This window comes from Gemmobacter serpentinus (genome assembly GCF_008973825.1).
Classification (GTDB): Bacteria; Pseudomonadota; Alphaproteobacteria; order Rhodobacterales; family Rhodobacteraceae; genus Gemmobacter; species Gemmobacter serpentinus.
This window is the reverse complement of the sequence record NZ_WCHR01000016.1, coordinates 79447-96445: the sequence shown is the minus strand read 5'-3', so window position 1 is coordinate 96445 and position 16999 is coordinate 79447. Positions and strand designations below refer to the sequence as shown.

The following is a 16999-nucleotide window of genomic DNA, read 5'->3' as shown; positions in this document are numbered from 1 at the left end:
AGTCGGTCAGTAATCCTTTTCCTTGAAGATCCCGATGCTGGTGCCGCCATCGGCACCCACCGACCCGCGCAGGGTGATCGAATCGTTGAGATCGAGGTTCAGGTTGATCTTGGCCTGACCATCCCCATCGACCTGCACCTCGGTATAGGCGTTCTGCGAGATGTATTTCCCGGCCTTCAGTTCGGTTTCGCCTTCGGCATTCGTGCTGATGTCCAGATCATCCAGGCCAAAGCCCTTGCGCAGCTTGCCCACGATGCCGTCGCCGCCCTTACCCGCGAGAGTGGCCACTGCAGAGGCCAGCTGTGCCGCCTGGAAGGCCGAAAGCGAGGTCAGGTCGCGCCCGAACAGCAGCCGCGCGAGAACCTCTTCCTCGGGCAGTTCGGGCGAGGAGACAAAGCTCACCTTCGGTTCGCTCGCCATGCCCTCGATCTTCACCGAACTGGTGATGCCGTCGCTTTCATTGGACGCCAAGACCAGAAGATAGGGGTCGAAATCGCCCTGCAATTGCAAGGTCGCCTGGGTGATGTTCAGCCGCTTGCCGAGGATGTCGAGGCGACCGCGCACCAGATCGAACGCGCCGGACGGCACGACATTGGCGGTGGTGCCGCTGACGCGCAGCTCGCCGCCCATCTCCAGATCAAGGCCGCGGCCGCGCACGAAGATGCGTTGCGGGGCGGAGATACGCAGATCCAGCGGATAGGCCACGCTGGTGCCGCCCGATCCGCCGCCGCTGCCATCGTCCAACAGACCTGCGCGGGCGCGGGTGGCGCGCACATCGGCGGGTTCGCCCACATGTTTCAACTCGTCCAGCCCCTGTGCCGCGCCAAAGCTGGTGGATGGGATTTTCAGCTCGGTCTCGTTGAGTACGATATCGCCGCCGATCAGCGCGCCACCGGCCAGCGGGCCGTTGACCGTCACCCTGCCGTTCAGCCGGGTCTGAAACAGTTGCGGATCGCGCAGTTGGACCTGATTGAGTGCGATGTTCAGATCGCCAGCAAAGGGCGCGGCAAGCCCTGCACCGCCGCTGACGGTAAAGCTGCCACCGCTGCTGATGCTGCCATTCAGGTTCAGATTGGCCCGGCCCCCCGCAAGGTTGATGGTGCCGCCCAAGCCATCGATCGAGGCGGGCGAGGACGGATGCGCGATACGCAGACCTTGCAAGGTGATCGCGCCCCCCAGTGAGGCAGGCGCCAGCGGCCCGTTCAGCCGCAGGTCATAGCGCAGGCCCCCCGACACCGTGGTCGGTCGCAGGAAGGCATTGGCAAGCCCCGCTTCGGCCCCGCCTGCAATCGCGAGATTGGCCGAGCCGAAATTGGCCGCCACCCGGCCCCGCACCGTGGTGTCGATGCCGCCGGGGCCGCGCACGGCCAGATTCAGATCATAGCCTTGCCCGTCATCCACGGCGCTGCCGCTGACCGTAAAGCGTCCGGGAAATTCCGGCACCAGCAGGGCCAGATTGGTCAGTTCTGCCTGCAGATCGACCTGGCGATGCGTGCCATTGATCGCGCCCGATGCCTCGGCCCGCAATTGCGGATTGGCGAGCGTCGCCTTGTTGATCTTGATACGCCCGTCAGTCAGCGCCAGATCGGCGGCCAGACGGCTTTCGCCCGCCAGCAGTCGGTCTGCCTCGGGCTGGCCGATGGCAAGGCCGCTGCCGGTGGCGCTGGCGGTCAGGGTGCCGTTTTCCGGCGTGCCCTTGAAGGCCGCCTGCGCGGAAAGGTTACCGCGATAGCTGCCGCCAAGCGCGCGCAGGTCGCGGAAGTTCAGATTGGCGGTCAGGTCATGGCCCGCAGCCGCGATCTTGCCGCTGGCATTCACCGCAAGGCTGGCCGCGTTCACCTCAAGCTTTTGCAGATCGACGGTGCTGCCTGCGAAATTCGCCGCCGCCACGATGGTGGAGGGGCCACGCAGCAGATTGTCGACCTCGGCCACACCCATGGCAAGGCCGTCGCCGGTGGCATCCAGCGTGGCGCTGCCCGCATCGGGCGTGCCGGTGACTTGAGCGCGGCCCTTCATGCTGCCGCGATAATTGGGGCCAAGCACCGAAAGATCGGCGAAATCCAGATCCGCCGTGATGTCGCTGCCCGCTGTCGCAATGGTGCCTGATGCCTTGGCGGTCAGACTTGCGGCCTGCAGATCAAGCCGTTCGAGCCGCGTGCCGGTCTCATCGCGCCGCGCCACCAGATCGATGGTGGAGGGACCCGACAGCAGATTGTCGACTTCGGCTACGCCGATGCGCAGGCCCTGACCCTCGATCTTGCCGCTGGCGTCAAAGGCACCAGTCAGAAGGGCGGTCTGGCCGGAAAGCGTGGCATTGACCTGACCGGCAAGTGCCGGTTGCCCCGCCAGATCGGCAAAGCGCGCAAGGTCGGTGGCGCGCAGATTGCCCTGACCGCCGATTGTCAGCCCGGCTTCCAGCCCGGTGATCTTCAAGCCGCCGTCAAAGGCGTAATCGCTGCCGTTCAGGCGCAGCACCGGCAGGTCGAGATTGTCCTGTCCCTGTTGCCAACGGAAACCGACCTGGCCCGTCAGCCGGTCGCCAAGCGCCTTGGCCAATGCCGCGTCGGTGGGGGCAAGCCCGTCAGTCACGATATCCAGCAGGCCTTCGGCCAGCGGTTTGCCATCGGGTCGGGCAATGGTGCCGCCACCGCTGATCCGGGCATTGGCCGCCTTGAAGTCATCGCGGTCGAGGCCGGTCATAGTGACATCGGCGGTCCAGCGGTCGCCGGCCGTCGCATCGAATTTCAGCGCCAGATCGGCATGGGTAATAGATGTGCGCTGATCGGTGGTCAGCGGAAGAAGCACCGGCTGGCCGTCAAGGCCAAGTTGCCCTGTGACGTCAAAGCGTTGCGGCAGGCCATCCGCGGCCAGTTGTAGCGAACCGCCCAATTCCATCGCGCGGGTGACAAGCTGGAAACTGTCCAGATCCAGCACGCCGGCGGCGGTCTTCTCGCCCTCGGCCTTCAGTTGCACGCTATTGCCAAAGAATTCCGCGTAGTCGGGCAGGAAGAGCGGGGCAAGATCGCCATCCAGATCGGCACCGAATTTCGTGCCCCCACCTTCGGCCATGGCGACGGAAACCTGTCCGGCCAGCCGCTCCGCCCCGTCAGAGGCCAGGGTAAGGTCCGCGGTGTAATCGGTCAGCGGCGCTTCGCCCTTCACCGTCAGTTCCACCGCCGGGGTTCCGGGCAGGCCCATCAGGCTGGCCGCGATGCCTTCGGCCCCTTCAGCGGCCTGCAGGTCGATCTTCAACACCTTGCTGCTATTGGTATAGGCCGCATCCAGCACGATCTTGCCGGCAGGCCCGGTGCCTGTGCGCACCAGATCCAGCTTGGCTTCGCCCTCGCCGCCGGAAAGCGACAGGGCCGCATTCAGCGTGGCCTCGACCGGCTGGCCCAGCACGCTTTCGCCCAACTCGATCCGTTTGGCGGCGACCTGTCCGATATTCACCGAAACCGGCAGTTCCGGCAGGGCAAAAGGCGTGGCTTCGGGTGAAGGCAGGGCGGTTTCGCTTTCACCTGCAGAGGGAAGGCGCGCCAGAATGATTTCTTCCGCGCTGAGTGTATTGACAGAGACCCGGCCCGCGAACAGCGCGGAGCGGTTCCAGTCCAGCACCACATCGCGCAGCGTCAGCCAGATCCCGTCATCATCGGCGATGCTCAACTCGGCAATCGTCGCTTGCGAGGAGAGCGCCCCGGTAAAGCCGGTGATGGTGATCTTGCGCCCGGCCCCAGACAGGTTGTCTTCCAGCAGGGCGGTCAGATAGCTGCGATCATCCTCTTGCGCGCTGGCGGCAAATGGCAGGGCACAAAGGGCGAGAACCAGAATACGTTTCATCAGAAAGCCTGCCCGATACCGACATAGATCTGAACGCCGTCCCCGGTGTCGACGCTGCCCTTGATCGGGGTCGCGACATCGAAGCGGATCGGGCCAAAGCCCGTGGCATAGCGCAGGCCAAGGCCCGCGCCCGCGTGCCATTCGCCATTGGCACCGCCGAATTCGGTGGCACCAACATAGCCTGCATCGGCAAAGGCCACGAGGCCGATGGTCTGGGTGACGCGCGCCCGCACCTCGCCGGACAGGGCTGCAAAGGCCATGCCGCCGATCTTGTCGCCATAGATGCTGACATCATCGACGCCAAGCGACTGGTAGGGTTGCCCCCGCACCGTGCCGCCGCCGCCGGAATAGAACAGATAGTCGCGTGGTGTGGCCAGCAGATCGGATCCGGTCACCATGCCGAATTGCGCGCGCCCGGCCAGCGTCACCGGGCGTTCTTCGCCAAAGGTGACATAGGTGCGCCCGTCCGCCTTGATCTGCGCCCCGCTGTCGGTGATGCCAAAGCCCAGGAAAGGGCGTAGCTCGGCATTGACGAAAAAGCCCTTGTGCGCATCAAGCTTGTCGTCGCGCTTGTCCCAGGTCACGCCGATGGGAAAGGCGATATGCTTGTAGGTATATTCGCTGATCGAATCCGAGATCTTGGCATAGCTGTATTCCAGCCCCGCCTTCGCCGTCAGCTCTTCCGAGAAGTAGTGCGAGAAGCTGGTGCCGAGCGTCATGATATCGGCGTTGAAGTCTTCCTCGTCCAGATGGCCGAACTCGGTCGAGAAGCTGAGGGTGGTGTCCGGCGTCAGCGTGGCCGGGCGATCCACCGTCACGCCAAGTGTGTAGTCGATGCCGCTGGATTGCGCGCCGATATTGGCGATTTCGCCATCGATCTTCAGCCGTTCACCGCCACCCAGCAGGTTGCGATGCAGCCAGTAGCCGGTGAGGTTCAGCCCCTCAAAACTCGCAAGTTCGGCCCCGATGGAATAGCGGCGCAGCTTGTCCTCGACCAGCGTTGCAGTAATGTCGAGGTAATCGGGGCTGCGGATGCCCTCGGCCTCGGTCAGCGATACCGATTTGAACACGCCGCTGCGGCGCAGGCGCTCGGCGCTGCGACGCAGATCCTCGGGATCATAGACCTCACCCTCGGGCAGACCTGCGATCTTGTGGATCCGGCGCTCGCGCATCCGTTCATTGCCTTTGACGATCAGCTTGCCAAAGCGCAGCTTCGGCCCGGGCTTCAGCCCGATATCGGCGGCCAGCGTGTTGGAGCGGTGATCGGCCACCACATTCTGGTCGGCGACTTCGGCCTTGGCATGGCCCACATCGCGCCAGCCATCGACGCCGGTCTGCACCGCCTCGCGGACGACGCCACTTGCCGCGGTCTTGCCGGGGGCGAAATCCTCCGGCAGTTCGGTCTGCGGGGCAAGCGGCGCGACCCGGGTCTGCGAGAATTTGAACTTTGGCCCGGGATCGACAGTGACCTCGATCCGCCCCACCTGCGCGGGGGCGTCCAACGGCGGGATATTCGCGGCCTCGCGCCCGTCTATCAGCACATGGATCACGGGCGCATAATAGCCCAGGCCATAAAGCGTGTTCAGCAGCGGTCCGTATTCGCCTTGTGCTGCGGCAAACAGATCCTCGGCAGAACTACGATCCTCGCGCCGGGCGGCCAGAACCGCCGATGCCGCGCGCAGGTCGGATTTCAGCGCATCCGAATCCGGCCCGGTCACGGTGAAGCGGATCTTGTCCTCTGGCTTGTCTTCGGCCTGCAGGCCTGTGGTCATTGCAAGACCGGCCAGTGAAACGGCGATCACGCCGGCAAAGGGTCGCAAGGAAAAAACAGACACGCGGAAACCCCCTGAACATTCATCGCGCCGAATATCGCAGTTTGGGCGGGCAATCTCAATCCGACACTCCGGCCGGACCAATAAAATCTTGTATCCATCTGATCCTTGGACGCTATTCTTTGTGTCAGCGTCCAAGGATCCCGGCAAAGCGGTGTTACCGCGAACACTAGCCATGGACGCAAGGCCGACAGCGGCTTATGCAAGTGCAGGGATTCAGGGAGGAAACACCGATGTTCATCGGGCTTGATCTTGGAACATCCGGCCTGAAGGGCCTTGTCATCGATGCCGACCAGAAGGTTCTGGCCGAGGCGACTGCGCCCTTGACCGTCACCCGCCCCGCTGAAGGCTGGAGCGAGCAGGCCCCGGCCGACTGGATCACGGCGGCGGAAACGGTGATGGCGGCGCTGGCCGCGAAGATGAGCCTTTCGGCTGTGCGCGGCATCGGTCTGTCGGGCCAGATGCATGGCGCGACGCTGCTGGACGGTGCCGATCAGGTGCTGCGCCCCTGCATCCTGTGGAACGATACCCGCGCCCATGCCGAGGCGGCGGCGCTGGATGCGCGCCCCGAATTTCGCGCGGTTTCCGGCAATATCGTCTTTCCGGGGTTTACCGCGCCCAAGCTGGACTGGCTGGCGCGGCACGAGGCCGAGCTGCGGGCCAAAGTTGCCAAGGTTCTGCTGCCGAAGGATTATCTGCGCCTCTGGCTGACCGGCGAACATGTCGCAGAAATGTCGGATGCGGCGGGCACCAGCTGGCTGGATACCGGGGCGCGTGACTGGTCGGATGACCTGCTGGCTGCAACCGGCCTGACCCGCGATCAGATGCCGCGTCTGGTGGAAGGGTCCGAGGTTTCGGGGACGCTGCGGGCGGAGCTTGCCAGCCGCTGGGGCCTGCCCGCCGGTGTGGTCGTGGCGGGCGGTGGCGGTGACAATGCCGCCTCAGGTGTCGGTGTCGGCGTGGTGCGGGCGGGTGATGCCTTTGTCAGCCTTGGCACATCTGGCGTGCTGTTTGCCGCCAATGACGGCTATCAACCGGCCCCGGAAACGGCTGTGCATACTTTCTGCCACGCGCTGCCGCAGACCTGGCACCAGATGGGGGTCATTCTGGCCGCGACCGATGCGCTGAACTGGTATGGCCGCTTTGTCGGCCATGATGCGGCCGCGCTGACCGGAGAGCTGTCGGGCCTGCAAGCGCCGGGCAAGGCGGTCTTCCTGCCTTATCTGGGCGGCGAGCGCACGCCGCTGAACAATGCCGCCGTGCGCGGCGCATTTACCGGGCTGGAACACGCGACCGACCGCGCGGCGGGCACCCGTGCCGTGCTGGAGGGCGTAACCTTCGCGATCCGCGATTGTCGCGATGCGCTGGCCGCGACCGGCACCAAGCTGGAACGGCTGATCGCGGTCGGCGGCGGCACGCGGTCGGATTACTGGCTGCAAGCCATCGCCACCGCCTTGGGCGTGCCGGTGCTGCTGCCCGAGGCCGGTGATTTCGGCGGGGCCTTCGGTGCCGCGCGTCTGGCGCTGATGGCGGCAACCGGTGCCGGGGCGGAAATCGCGACCCTGCCGCCGATTGCCCGCGCGGTGGATCCTGTCGCGGCACTGTCGGATGCATTTGACGCGGGCCATGCCCGCTACCGCGCCGCCAGCCGCGCGATTTGCGGGATGGAATGAAAAGCGGCCCCAGCTAACGGATTGGCAAGATTCGGGCCCTAGGCTGTCGGAAACGACGCCATCGGAGAATCCGAACCCCATGCCGGTCCTTCTGCTGCGGCTGCTGCCGATCCTGTCGCTATGCTTTGCCGATATGGCCCGCGCCGAGGCCGATCTTTGTGATCGGGCGGCGATGCGGGCAGCATCGGAAACCGGCGTCCCGCTGGAGGTGCTGCGCAGCCTGACCCGGGCAGAGACCGGGCGCAATCGCAACGGCGTGCTGGAACCCTGGCCCTGGGCGGTCAATCAGGCCGGGCAGGGTTATTGGTTCGACAGCGCCGATGCGGCGGCGGACTTTGTGACCGCCCAGCTGGACCTTGGGGTCACAAATCTTGATATCGGCTGTTTCCAGCTGAACCATCGCTGGCATTCCGAAGGCTTTGTCTCGCTTGCCACGATGTTCGACCCGGAGGAAAATGCGGTCTATGCCGCGCGTTTCCTGGCTTCGAAATACCGGGAAAGCGGCGATTGGGTGCAAGCGGCCGGGGCCTACCATTCCGGCACCGAGGAATTTGCCGGGAAATACGAGGCGCGATTTCGCGAGATATTGCAAGATCTTGCTCCAGCCGAGATCCGGCTTGCCGATCTGACGGGGGACGCGCCCGCGCCAAGGGTGAACGCCTATCCGCTGTTGCAGGCGGGTGGCACGGGCGGAACCGGATCGCTGGTGCCGCGCACTGATGGCATGGGATCGCTGTTCGCGAGGGTCCGGTGATGCCCGCAATCTCCATCCGCGCGCTGTATCAACCCACCGTCATGCTGGCGCTGGCCCTGATGGCGGTGGTTGCGATGATGGTGCTGCCGGTGCCGACCTGGCTGCTTGATATCGGCCTTGCAGCCTCCTTCGCGTTGGCGATCCTGATGTTCACCGTGACATTGTTTGTCGAACGCCCGCTGGATTTTTCTGCCTTCCCCACCATCCTTCTGGCCTCGCTGATGCTGCGGCTTTCGCTCAATGTCAGCTCCACCAAGCTGATCATCGGGCAGGGCCATACCGGCACCGATGCGGCGGGCCATGTCATTGAGGGCTTTGCCAATTTCATCATGGGCGGCAGCCTGCTTCTGGGCCTCGTCATCTTCTGCGTGCTGCTGATCGTGAATTTCATGGTCATCACCAAGGGCGCTGGCCGCATGGCCGAGGTCGGGGCCCGCTTCGCGCTGGACGGAATGCCGGGCAAGCAATTGGCGATTGATGCCGATATGGCCGCAGGGGCGATCACCCATGCCGAGGCGCGGCACCGGCGCGAGCAGGAACTGGCAGAGACCAACTTCTTCGGCTCGCTCGACGGCGCGTCCAAATTCGTCAAGGGCGATGCGGTGGCGGGGTTGCTGATCACCGGACTGAACCTTGTTTTCGGGCTCGTAATGGGCATCGTCGTGCATGAAATGCCCGCCGCCCGCGCCTTTGAAACCTATGCGATCCTGACGGTCGGTGATGGGCTGGTGACCCAGATCCCGGCGGTGATCATCTCGGTCGCCTCCGCGCTGTTGCTGGCGCGGGGCGGGGCCTCGGGCTCCATTGATGTCTCGTTTTTCCGCCAGTTGGGTCAATATCCGGCGGCGCTTGGCACGGTTGCGCTGTTGCTCGCGCTGTTTGCGCTGGTGCCTGGCCTGCCTTTTCTGCCCTTCATGGCCGGGGCAGGTGCGCTCGCGGCCGCCGCCACTTACCGGATGCGGCAGCCAGTCCTTGCCGCTCAGGCAGAACCCCCGCCGCAAGATGCGCCGCTTGCCCGCAAATCCATGGGCGATGTGCTGGATTTCGATGAGATCCATATCGAGTTCGCGCCCAATCTGGTGGCGATGGTGCTGGATCCGGCGACCGGGCTTGATGTGCGGATCCAGAACATGCGCAGCCATATCGCCACCAGCTATGGCTTGATCCTGCCCGAAATCCGGCTGACCGATGATGCGCTTTTGCCGCCTGGCACCTACCGCATCCGCCTGCAAGGGGTGGAGCGCGTCCGCGACCGCCTGATGCCGGAACGCGTGCTGGTTCTTCTGTCCGAGGCGCAGGAAGCCCCGCCCGGCATCGATATCCGCGAGCCGGTTTACGGTGCCCCCGCGCGCTGGATCGAACCCGATAATCAGGAAATGGCGGCGCTGTCCGGCCTGACCGTGGTCACCGCGCCTGAGGTGCTGGCGACCCATATGCTTGAAGTCATCAAGGCCAATCTCGCGCGGCTTCTGTCGCTGAAAGGTCTGCGCCGCCTGCTGGATGAATTCGTCAATGTCTCGGATCCCCAACGGGCCGAGGCGAACAAACGCCTGCTTGATGACCTGATCCCGGATCGCGTGCCGCATGACCTGCTGCTGTCGGTGCTGAAACTGCTGCTGGAGGAGCGGGTCTCGATCCGCAACCTGCCCCTCACGCTCGAGGCCATCGCCGAGGCGCGAGGCCTGCCTTCGCCCGAGGCGGTCTGCGAGCATGTCCGCCAGCGGCTGGGCTTTCAGATCGTTGCCGATCTCAAGCGCGCCGATGGCACGATTCCTCTGCTGCAACTTGCCCCGGAATGGGAGCGCACCTTCACCACCTACCAGATCGAAGGCGATCGCGGGGCCCGCGATGTGGCATTGCCGCCGGAGCAGTTCGGCCGCCTCGCCACTGCGCTGGCCGAACGGATTGGTCAGGTTGCCGAAGGCGGCACCCAGGTTGCGCTGGTGACATCATCGCTGCGCAGGCGGTTTCTGCGCACCGTGCTGGGGGCCAAAGGCTTGGCGACGCCGGTTTTCTCTTATGAAGAGATCGGGATGGAGGCGCGCCCCGCCATGCTCGGGGTGATTCCGGCGTGACTCCGTTGCTGGCCCATATTGCCGACCTGGTCGGGCTGAGTGAGCCCCTGTTCCTCGGCTGGTTTCTGGTCTTTCTGCGAGTATCTGCGGCGGTCGCGCTCATGCCCGGCTTTGGCGAGGCCAGTCTGCCCGCGCGGGTGAAACTTGGCGTGGCGGTCGCACTTTCGCTGCTGGTCCTGCCACTTGTGCAAACGGGCCGCGACATCTCCGTTGCGGTGTTGCTCGCCGAAATCGGCATCGGTGTCCTCTTGGGGCTCAGCCTGCGGTTGCTGATCCTTGCGCTGCAAACCGCGGGTGCCATCATCGCGCAGTCGATCTCGCTGGCGCAGCTTTTCGGCGGTGCGGGGGAGCCGCAGCCGGTGATCGGCAATTTTCTCACTCTCGCCGCCATTGCGCTTGCCCTGGCAGGTGGTTTGCCCGCCAAGGCGGTGCACCTGCTCGTGCTGTCCTATGATCTGCTGCCACAGGGCGGGATCCCGACCCCTGGCGAAATTGCCGATTGGGGTGTTAGACAGGTTGCGCAGGGGTTCCGCCTCGCCTTCTCGCTGGCCGCACCCTTCGTCATCGCGTCATTGCTTTACAATGTTGCACTTGGTGTCATCAACCGGGCCATGCCGCAGCTGATGGTCGCCATGGTGGGGGCACCCGCAATCACGCTTGGTGGCATCGCGCTTTTTGCCATTGCCGCACCGCATATGCTGGCAATCTGGCAGCTCGCGCTGGAGCGCAGTCTGACCACACCGCTGGGCAGCACGCCATGAGCGCGGGAGGTGAGGGGGCCGCAGACCGCCCGCATGAGGCCAGCCAGAAACGGCTGGAGGACATGCGCAAGGAGGGCCGGATTGCACGCTCGCCCGATCTGCTGGCGGCCGGGGCCTATGCGGGCTTCGTTCTGGCGGCGACCACCCTCGGCGGGTGGAGCCTGCATCGCATCGGTGCTGCGCTTGTGCCAGCCCTTGACCGGCCAGAGGCGTTAGCCCCTTTGTTGCTTGGCTCATCCCGCGCGATAGTGCCCGGCTTTCTATTGCCGCTTGCCCAGGCGTTGTTGCCGCTTCTGGTGCTGCCTGCGCTTTTTGTTTGCCTGCTTTTGGTGTTGCAGCGCGCATGGTTGGTGACGCCGGCCAATCTGCTGCCGCGTCTGTCGCGTGTTTCCCCCTCGACGATCGCGGCTCAGAAATTTGGCCTGAACGGCCTGTTCGAGTTTTTCAAAAGCAGCATGAAGCTGGGGCTGACGGCGTTGATTCTCGGGGCTTTCCTGGTTCAACGGCTTGATCCCATGCTGGGCAGCCTTTGGCTGGAGCCAAGGGCGGCAATGGGCATCCTTTTGATCCTGTTGCGGGATTTCTTGATTGTTGTCGCGGCGATGGCGGGCGCCTTTGGCGGTGTGGATTATCTCTGGCAGGCCCTCCGTCATCGCCAGCAAGCCCGAATGTCGCGCCAGGAAGTGACGGAGGAGCATCGCGAGGCCGAGGGTGATCCTCAGGCCCGGGCGCATCGCCGCGCCCGTGGCCAGGAGATTGCGATGAATCGGATGCTCCGCGATGTGCCAAATGCAGATGTGGTGATCGTGAACCCGACCCATTACGCCGTCGCGCTGGCATGGGACCGCGGCTCGGGGCGGGCCCCGATCTGTATCGCCAAGGGAATGGACGAGATCGCGGCCCGGATCCGGGAGCGGGCCCTTGCGGCCGGCGTCCCGATCCAGAGCGATCCTCCGACCGCCCGCGCCCTTTACGCCACGCTGGAGATCGGAGACGAAGTCGGACGCAAGCATTACAAGGCGGTGGCCGCGGCCATCCGTTTTGCGGAGATGATGCGCCGCAAGGCGGGGCGGCGCGGATGAAGCCGGATGAGATGCTTGGGCAGCTCGCCCGCTTGGCAGGAATGATTCAGGATCAACGGCTGGAGGCGTTGCGACGGGCGCAAGTGCGTCAACAAGCAATCACGGCACAGCTTGAGGCACTTGACGCGCCATCGGCCTGCGATCTGTCACCGATCCATACGCGTCAGGCCGAGTTGCTTTATGGCCAGTGGGTGGATGCGCGCCGGCAGATTTTACACCAACAACTCGATCAGCAGGGGCTGGTGTGCCGAGAGGCATTGGCGGCCGCCCGTCTGGCCTTCGGCAAGACACAGGTGCTGCAACAGCTTTCGCAGGCGCACATGTCCAGGGGAAAATGACGGCACAACAGGCAATGCCCCAGAAGGGGCATGGTCAGGGCATTCACGCGTGATACGGTTTCAGGAATCGCGTCGGCCGATATCGGTGATCAGCACGTTCTTCACCGTGTCTGGCATCAATTTGACGGCCACATCGCGCAATTGGCGGCGCAGCCTTTCCAGGTTTTGACCATCCGTGAAGGCCCCGCGGAAGCCGCCGGTATTGGCGTGATCAAACATCACCGAAAGAAAGGCGTCACGCAACTTGGGCTCCATGTCATAGACCGTCGCGATGCTGCCGGCCTTTGCTTCGATCGCAAGCGAGATCACCACGATGGATTCGATGCGCGCACCCTCGATCAAGGGGATGATGAACGGGTTGCTCATCTTGGCATATTCATCTGTCTCGGAAGGATCATCGCTGGTCTCATCACCGGGGTCCACGTCAGGGTCAGCCATGGCTGTCGCATCCGGGGGGGGGCGCAAGAAATAACCTGCCGCTACGCCGCTTCCTGCAACCAGCAGCACGACCAGTATGAGCATGATGAGATTTTTCATCGGCGTCAGAACGGCAAGAGGATATCGGCAACCTGCTGGCCATAGCGCGGTTGCTGCACATCGCTGATCTGGCCGCGCCCGCCATAGGAGATGCGGGCACCCGCGATCTTGTCATAGGTGATCTCGTTCTGGCGCGAGATGTCGACGGGGCGGACATAGCCGGTCACGATCAATTCGCGCAATTCGTAATTCACCCGCACCTCCTGCTGGCCTTCGATACGCAACACCCCGTTCGGCAGTTCTTCCACTACGGTGGAGGCGATGCGCAGTTCCAGCTTCTCGTTGCGCGACACGGAACCGTCGCCGCGATAGCTCGAGGCGGAGGACGTCTTCACAGCTTCCGACATACTCGCGCCTTCCGGCAGCTTCTCGTTGAGGCGCTGGGGGATGCCGAACAGGGACGGCACCCCCATCGCGTCACTTCCGGCACGGCTGCGCCCGGTGCTGTTCGAGATCTCTGCGCTATCATCGATCTTGATCACCACGGTCACGATATCCCCGCGTCGCTGCGCCCTTCGCTCCCCAAACAGCGACTCCCGGTTTGAGGCCCAGAGGGAGGACGCACCCGTGGAGGTCTCCGGTGGGAGATCGACCGGAAGAGGTGTCGCATACATGGCATGTTGCTGGATGCCACCTTCAATCGGGGTGAAGTCGGGGGATTTTCCAACCATATCAAGGCGGCCACAGGCCGTCAGGCATAGCAATCCCAGGCAAACTCGTTTCATGGCGGGGCTCATCGATATGGGGCAGGGGGTCATTGTGAATTGGCTATGGCCGCGACGGTGCCGTCAGCACGCACGGATCCGGTGACCGTGCTGCGGGAGGAGAGGTTCATCACGCGAATCATGTCGCCCACACCACCGCGAGCGAGCGACCGTCCCTCGGCCGCGATGCGCAGCCCGCTGACATGGTAAGTGAGCGTGACGATCTGGTTGCGATCGACCAATGCGGGCGGGCCGATTTCATCCATGCGGATCGGACGCCCGGCATAAAGCGTCACCCTGGCTTCCTGCCCGACCACCTCGTCAGGGTTCTGAAACCCGTCGCGCAGATCCTGCGGCACCATGGCGAGATCCGCCGCGGCAATGACGGTCGCGGCGCGGATCGTGCGCGCCGGGGCGACGCTTTCGGCGATGGCGGGCTGTGCCAGCAGGGCAATCAGGATCGGCCAGCGCATCACCGCACCTGTGCGGTGGCCGACAGCATCTGGTCGGCAGCGGTGATGACCTTGGCGTTCAGCTCGTAGCCGCGCTGGGCCTTGATCAGCTCGGTGATTTCGCGCACCGAATCGACGGTGCTTTCCTCGAGATAGCCTTGCCGCAGGGTGCCCAGACCCTCCGCACCCGGTATCGCGACCAGAGCGGGGCCCGAAGCCGCTGTTTCAAGATAGAGATTGCTGCCGATGGCCTCCAACCCCTTTTCATTGGTGAAACCGGCAAGGTTGATCTGGCCCAGAAGCTGCGGCTGCACCTGATCCAGAAAATGGGCATAGACCTCGCCCTGGGCATTGATCGTGATGCTGCGACTGTCGGCCGGAATGGTGATGCCCGGCACGACCTCATAGCCGTCGGAGGTGACGATCAGCCCGTCTGCGGTGCGTTTCAGCCCGCCATCGCGGGTATAGGCCGCATTTCCCGAAGGCAGGGTGACCTCAAGGTAACCACGCCCCTCAATGGCGATATCGAGATCACCGCCCGTCTGCGCCAATGATCCCTGTGCCAGCACCCGCGCCACCGAGGCGGGGCGGACACCAAGGCCCAGCTGCACGCCGGTCGGCAGCATCGTGCCATCCGAGGCCGAGATCGCGCCGGGCCGGGCGATCTGCTGGTAATGTAGATCGGCAAATTCGGCGCGTCGGGCATTGTAGCCCGTCGTCGACATATTGGCGAGGTTGTTGGAGACGACATCGACCCGCATCTGTTGGGCGGCCATACCACTCGCGGCGATCTGCAAGGCTTTCATATCAATCTCCTAGCGGCCAAGGGTCTGGATGACGCCACGCAGGCGCTCATCCTCGCGATCAAGGAAGGACTGGCCCAGTTCATAGGAGCGCTGCACATCGATCATGCGCGAGACCTCGATCACCGGGTTGACATTGCTGCCCTCCAGCTGGCCTTGCAGAATGCGGCCTTCGGCCTGAGGCACCTCGCCGCTGAGGGCTGCAAACAGCGTCCCGCCCTCATGGATCAGCGTATCGGGATCTTCCGGCATCCAGAGGCCGAGCTGGGCCAGCGGCGCGCCATTGGCCGAAAGAGTGCCGTCTGGTGAAAGCGCGATCATCCCGGCATCGGAGGGCACGAAGATCGGGGCCCCGCCTGCATCCAGCAGACGGTAGCCGTCGGGATTGACCAGCTCGCCGGTGGCCGATTGCGTGAAGCTGCCGGCGCGCGTCAGGCGGTTGCCCGCGGGCGTGTCGATCAGAAAGAAACCCTCGCCCTCGATGGCAAAATCGAAACTGCCGCCGGTCATCGAAAAATCCGCAGGTGTCAGGTCGATATTGCGTCCCGCGGCACGCGCCATGGACAGCGACGGCGCGCCCTGCATCCGGTGAACAAATTCGGAAAAGATCACGCCTTCGCGCCGGAAGCCGGTGGTGGAGGCATTGGCAATGTTGTTGGCAATGGCTTGCAATTCCCGCATCAAGCCGGATTGCCGGGTCAGGGTAGTATAGGCGGTGCTGTCCATCTCAGCCTCCGATCATCACGGGAACCAGCTGGTCCTGAAAAAAGCTCACAAGGGTGGCGGTCATGAAGCTCATGCTGACCCAGAAGACGATGAGCATTGCGGCAACTTTTGGCACAAAGGTCAGCGTCATCTCCTGGATCGAAGTGAGGGCCTGAAACAGCCCGATGGTGATGCCCGCAATCAGCGCGACAACCAGCAGGGGAGAGGAGATCTTCACCGCGATCCACAGCGCCTGGCGCAGCAGATCAAAGATCAGCTCCGGGCTCATACCGGCATCCGCAGGATCTCCTGATAGGCCTCCACCACCTTGTCGCGGACGGTCACGACGGTTTCCACGGCCATTTCGCTGGCCGCGAGGGCCTGCACCAAGGCATGTGGGTCGGCTCCGCCCAACATCGAGGCGCGAGCCGCGGCCTCGCCCGCCGCAAGGACGCTGGCGAATTCATCCGCCGCGCCCAAAAGCCCATGCATTCCGGCGGTTTCACCGCCTGGCTGTGCCGGGACCGCGCTTCGCGTGGCGGCATAGCCCTGGGCTGCAAGTGTCGTGCGCAAATCCATTCTGGATCTCCCTTATCTGCGCAGAAGTTCGAACAGACTCAGTGTCATCTGACGTGCCTGATCGAACATCCTGAGATTGGCGTCATAGCTGCGCTGCGCCTCGCGGGCGTCAGCCACCTCGGTCACCAGATCGACATTGGAGCCGTCATAGTGTCCGGTTTCATCGGCCAGAGGGTGGCCTGGTTCGAAGATGCGGGTCAGCGGCGCATTGTCGAGCCGGACCGGCCCGGTCACCACACCTTCCGGCCCATATTCGCCCGCAACCTCTTGAAACGAGGTGACTTTGCGGCGGTAACCGGGCGTGTCGCTATTGGCGATGTTTTCCGCGACATGGCGCAGGCGCCCTGACTGGGCTTGCATCCCACTGGCGGCATAGTTCAGCGATCGCAAAAGGTCCGACATGGGTCAACGTCCTCTGCCAAGGCTGTTGCGCAAAACGGAGGAGGTGCTGCGGTAGATCGCCAGCGCCATCTCATGTTGTTGCCGCAGCTCCACTGCCTTCACCATCTCGGCCTCCAGCGAAACCGTGTTGCCATTGGGCGATGCCGCCCCGGCCACCAGCCGATCATCTGCCATGCTGTCCGCGGCCGGGCCGAAATGACCCGGTCGGGTGCCACGCAGCTGCGTAGTTGTCGCGCGATAGGCCTCGTGGAATGGCGGCAAGTCACGCGCCTTGAAGCCGGGCGTGTCGGCATTGGCAATGTTGCGCGCCACCTCGCCCTGACGCGCGCCGGCATGGGCGGCGAAGGCCTGCGCCATTCTGACGATTTCCAGTTTTTCAAACATCGGGGCTTCTCCCTCGATCACCTTCAGAAAGGCTTAAGGGTGATTCCTTTAGAAAGGGTAATCAGCGAACGAAGAGGAAAC

At 64.0% G+C, this 16999-nt stretch carries 17 protein-coding genes; 6 read left to right on the top strand and 11 right to left on the bottom strand.

Annotation, left to right across the window (positions count from 1 at the left end; all coding sequences use genetic code 11):
* Positions 1-6: 6 nt before the first annotated feature.
* Both GBJ34_RS08710 and GBJ34_RS08705 read right to left on the bottom strand, forming a co-directional pair.
* Positions 7-3837: a translocation/assembly module TamB domain-containing protein gene (locus GBJ34_RS08710; protein ID WP_151718880.1), complete on the bottom strand. Its 3831-nt coding sequence runs from the start codon at positions 3835-3837 to the stop codon at positions 7-9.
* Positions 3837-5672 (bottom strand): autotransporter assembly complex protein TamA, encoded by a 1836-nt coding sequence (locus GBJ34_RS08705; protein ID WP_226341101.1) that lies wholly within the window; start codon positions 5670-5672, stop codon positions 3837-3839. Before GBJ34_RS08705 ends, GBJ34_RS08710 begins: the two co-directional genes overlap by 1 nt.
* A gap of 230 nt (positions 5673-5902) precedes the next feature.
* On the opposite strand from GBJ34_RS08705, the gene xylB reads away from it, so the two are divergent.
* The 6 genes from xylB (at position 5903) to GBJ34_RS08675 (ending at position 12352) form a co-directional block, all read left to right on the top strand.
* Positions 5903-7342, top strand: coding sequence for a xylulokinase (gene xylB, locus GBJ34_RS08700; RefSeq protein ID WP_151718879.1), 1440 nt, complete (start codon positions 5903-5905; stop codon positions 7340-7342).
* 79 nt (positions 7343-7421) lie between these two features.
* Complete coding sequence (locus tag GBJ34_RS08695; RefSeq protein ID WP_226341100.1) at positions 7422-8096, top strand: transglycosylase SLT domain-containing protein; 675 nt, start codon at positions 7422-7424, stop codon at positions 8094-8096.
* On the top strand, positions 8096-10171 hold the full coding sequence (flhA, locus tag GBJ34_RS08690; protein ID WP_151718878.1) for a flagellar biosynthesis protein FlhA: 2076 nt from the start codon (positions 8096-8098) through the stop codon (positions 10169-10171). The genes GBJ34_RS08695 and flhA overlap by 1 nt, the downstream gene beginning before the upstream one ends.
* The gene (locus GBJ34_RS08685; RefSeq protein ID WP_226341099.1) at positions 10168-10932 is read left to right on the top strand and encodes a flagellar biosynthetic protein FliR; all 765 of its coding nucleotides are present in this window, start codon (positions 10168-10170) and stop codon (positions 10930-10932) included. The genes flhA and GBJ34_RS08685 overlap by 4 nt, the downstream gene beginning before the upstream one ends.
* A complete protein-coding gene (locus GBJ34_RS08680) occupies positions 10929-12014 on the top strand; it encodes an EscU/YscU/HrcU family type III secretion system export apparatus switch protein (protein WP_151718877.1) in 1086 nt (361 codons plus the stop codon). The genes GBJ34_RS08685 and GBJ34_RS08680 overlap by 4 nt, the downstream gene beginning before the upstream one ends.
* Positions 12011-12352: a hypothetical protein gene (locus GBJ34_RS08675; RefSeq protein WP_151718876.1), complete on the top strand. Its 342-nt coding sequence runs from the start codon at positions 12011-12013 to the stop codon at positions 12350-12352. The genes GBJ34_RS08680 and GBJ34_RS08675 overlap by 4 nt, the downstream gene beginning before the upstream one ends.
* 60 nt (positions 12353-12412) lie before the next feature.
* Here the strand turns inward: GBJ34_RS08675 and GBJ34_RS08670 are convergent, their stop codons facing one another.
* The 9 genes from GBJ34_RS08670 to GBJ34_RS08630 are packed head-to-tail and all read right to left on the bottom strand — an operon-like array spanning position 12413 to position 16918.
* Positions 12413-12889, bottom strand: a complete 477-nt coding sequence (locus tag GBJ34_RS08670; protein WP_151718875.1) for a flagellar basal body-associated FliL family protein — start codon at positions 12887-12889, stop codon at positions 12413-12415.
* 5 nt (positions 12890-12894) lie between these two features.
* Complete coding sequence (flgH, locus tag GBJ34_RS08665; RefSeq protein ID WP_151718874.1) at positions 12895-13614, bottom strand: flagellar basal body L-ring protein FlgH; 720 nt, start codon at positions 13612-13614, stop codon at positions 12895-12897.
* 29 nt (positions 13615-13643) lie between these two features.
* Positions 13644-14066, bottom strand: a complete 423-nt coding sequence (flgA, locus tag GBJ34_RS08660; protein WP_151718873.1) for a flagellar basal body P-ring formation chaperone FlgA — start codon at positions 14064-14066, stop codon at positions 13644-13646.
* The gene (gene flgG / locus GBJ34_RS08655; protein WP_151718872.1) at positions 14066-14851 is read right to left on the bottom strand and encodes a flagellar basal-body rod protein FlgG; all 786 of its coding nucleotides are present in this window, start codon (positions 14849-14851) and stop codon (positions 14066-14068) included. The genes flgA and flgG overlap by 1 nt, the downstream gene beginning before the upstream one ends.
* Positions 14852-14860: 9 nt before the next feature.
* A complete protein-coding gene (locus GBJ34_RS08650) occupies positions 14861-15574 on the bottom strand; it encodes a flagellar hook-basal body complex protein (RefSeq protein ID WP_151718871.1) in 714 nt (237 codons plus the stop codon).
* A gap of 1 nt (position 15575) precedes the next feature.
* Positions 15576-15842 (bottom strand): flagellar biosynthetic protein FliQ, encoded by a 267-nt coding sequence (locus GBJ34_RS08645; RefSeq protein ID WP_151718870.1) that lies wholly within the window; start codon positions 15840-15842, stop codon positions 15576-15578.
* Positions 15839-16132, bottom strand: coding sequence for a flagellar hook-basal body complex protein FliE (fliE, locus tag GBJ34_RS08640; RefSeq protein ID WP_151718869.1), 294 nt, complete (start codon positions 16130-16132; stop codon positions 15839-15841). Before fliE ends, GBJ34_RS08645 begins: the two co-directional genes overlap by 4 nt.
* Positions 16133-16144: 12 nt before the next feature.
* Positions 16145-16534, bottom strand: a complete 390-nt coding sequence (gene flgC / locus GBJ34_RS08635; protein WP_151718868.1) for a flagellar basal body rod protein FlgC — start codon at positions 16532-16534, stop codon at positions 16145-16147.
* Between the two features lie 3 nt (positions 16535-16537).
* Entirely contained in the window at positions 16538-16918 is a 381-nt protein-coding gene (locus GBJ34_RS08630; RefSeq protein WP_151718867.1) for a FlgB family protein, read from the bottom strand.
* Positions 16919-16999 lie beyond the last annotated feature (81 nt).

Coding starts and splice junctions, on each gene's coding strand:
- flgG (WP_151718872.1), bottom strand. CDS start 14,851: ATGAAAGCCTTGCAGATCGCCGCGAGTGGTATGGCCGCCCAACAGATG.
- GBJ34_RS08650 (WP_151718871.1), bottom strand. CDS start 15,574: ATGGACAGCACCGCCTATACTACCCTGACCCGGCAATCCGGCTTGATG.
- fliE (WP_151718869.1), bottom strand. CDS start 16,132: ATGGATTTGCGCACGACACTTGCAGCCCAGGGCTATGCCGCCACGCGA.
- flhA (WP_151718878.1), top strand. CDS start 8,096: ATGCCCGCAATCTCCATCCGCGCGCTGTATCAACCCACCGTCATGCTG.
- flgA (WP_151718873.1), bottom strand. CDS start 14,066: ATGCGCTGGCCGATCCTGATTGCCCTGCTGGCACAGCCCGCCATCGCC.
- GBJ34_RS08670 (WP_151718875.1), bottom strand. CDS start 12,889: ATGAAAAATCTCATCATGCTCATACTGGTCGTGCTGCTGGTTGCAGGA.
- GBJ34_RS08710 (WP_151718880.1), bottom strand. CDS start 3,837: ATGAAACGTATTCTGGTTCTCGCCCTTTGTGCCCTGCCATTTGCCGCC.
- GBJ34_RS08680 (WP_151718877.1), top strand. CDS start 10,929: ATGAGCGCGGGAGGTGAGGGGGCCGCAGACCGCCCGCATGAGGCCAGC.
- GBJ34_RS08695 (WP_226341100.1), top strand. CDS start 7,422: ATGCCGGTCCTTCTGCTGCGGCTGCTGCCGATCCTGTCGCTATGCTTT.
- flgH (WP_151718874.1), bottom strand. CDS start 13,614: ATGAAACGAGTTTGCCTGGGATTGCTATGCCTGACGGCCTGTGGCCGC.
- GBJ34_RS08630 (WP_151718867.1), bottom strand. CDS start 16,918: ATGTTTGAAAAACTGGAAATCGTCAGAATGGCGCAGGCCTTCGCCGCC.
- flgC (WP_151718868.1), bottom strand. CDS start 16,534: ATGTCGGACCTTTTGCGATCGCTGAACTATGCCGCCAGTGGGATGCAA.
- xylB (WP_151718879.1), top strand. CDS start 5,903: ATGTTCATCGGGCTTGATCTTGGAACATCCGGCCTGAAGGGCCTTGTC.
- GBJ34_RS08675 (WP_151718876.1), top strand. CDS start 12,011: ATGAAGCCGGATGAGATGCTTGGGCAGCTCGCCCGCTTGGCAGGAATG.
- GBJ34_RS08645 (WP_151718870.1), bottom strand. CDS start 15,842: ATGAGCCCGGAGCTGATCTTTGATCTGCTGCGCCAGGCGCTGTGGATC.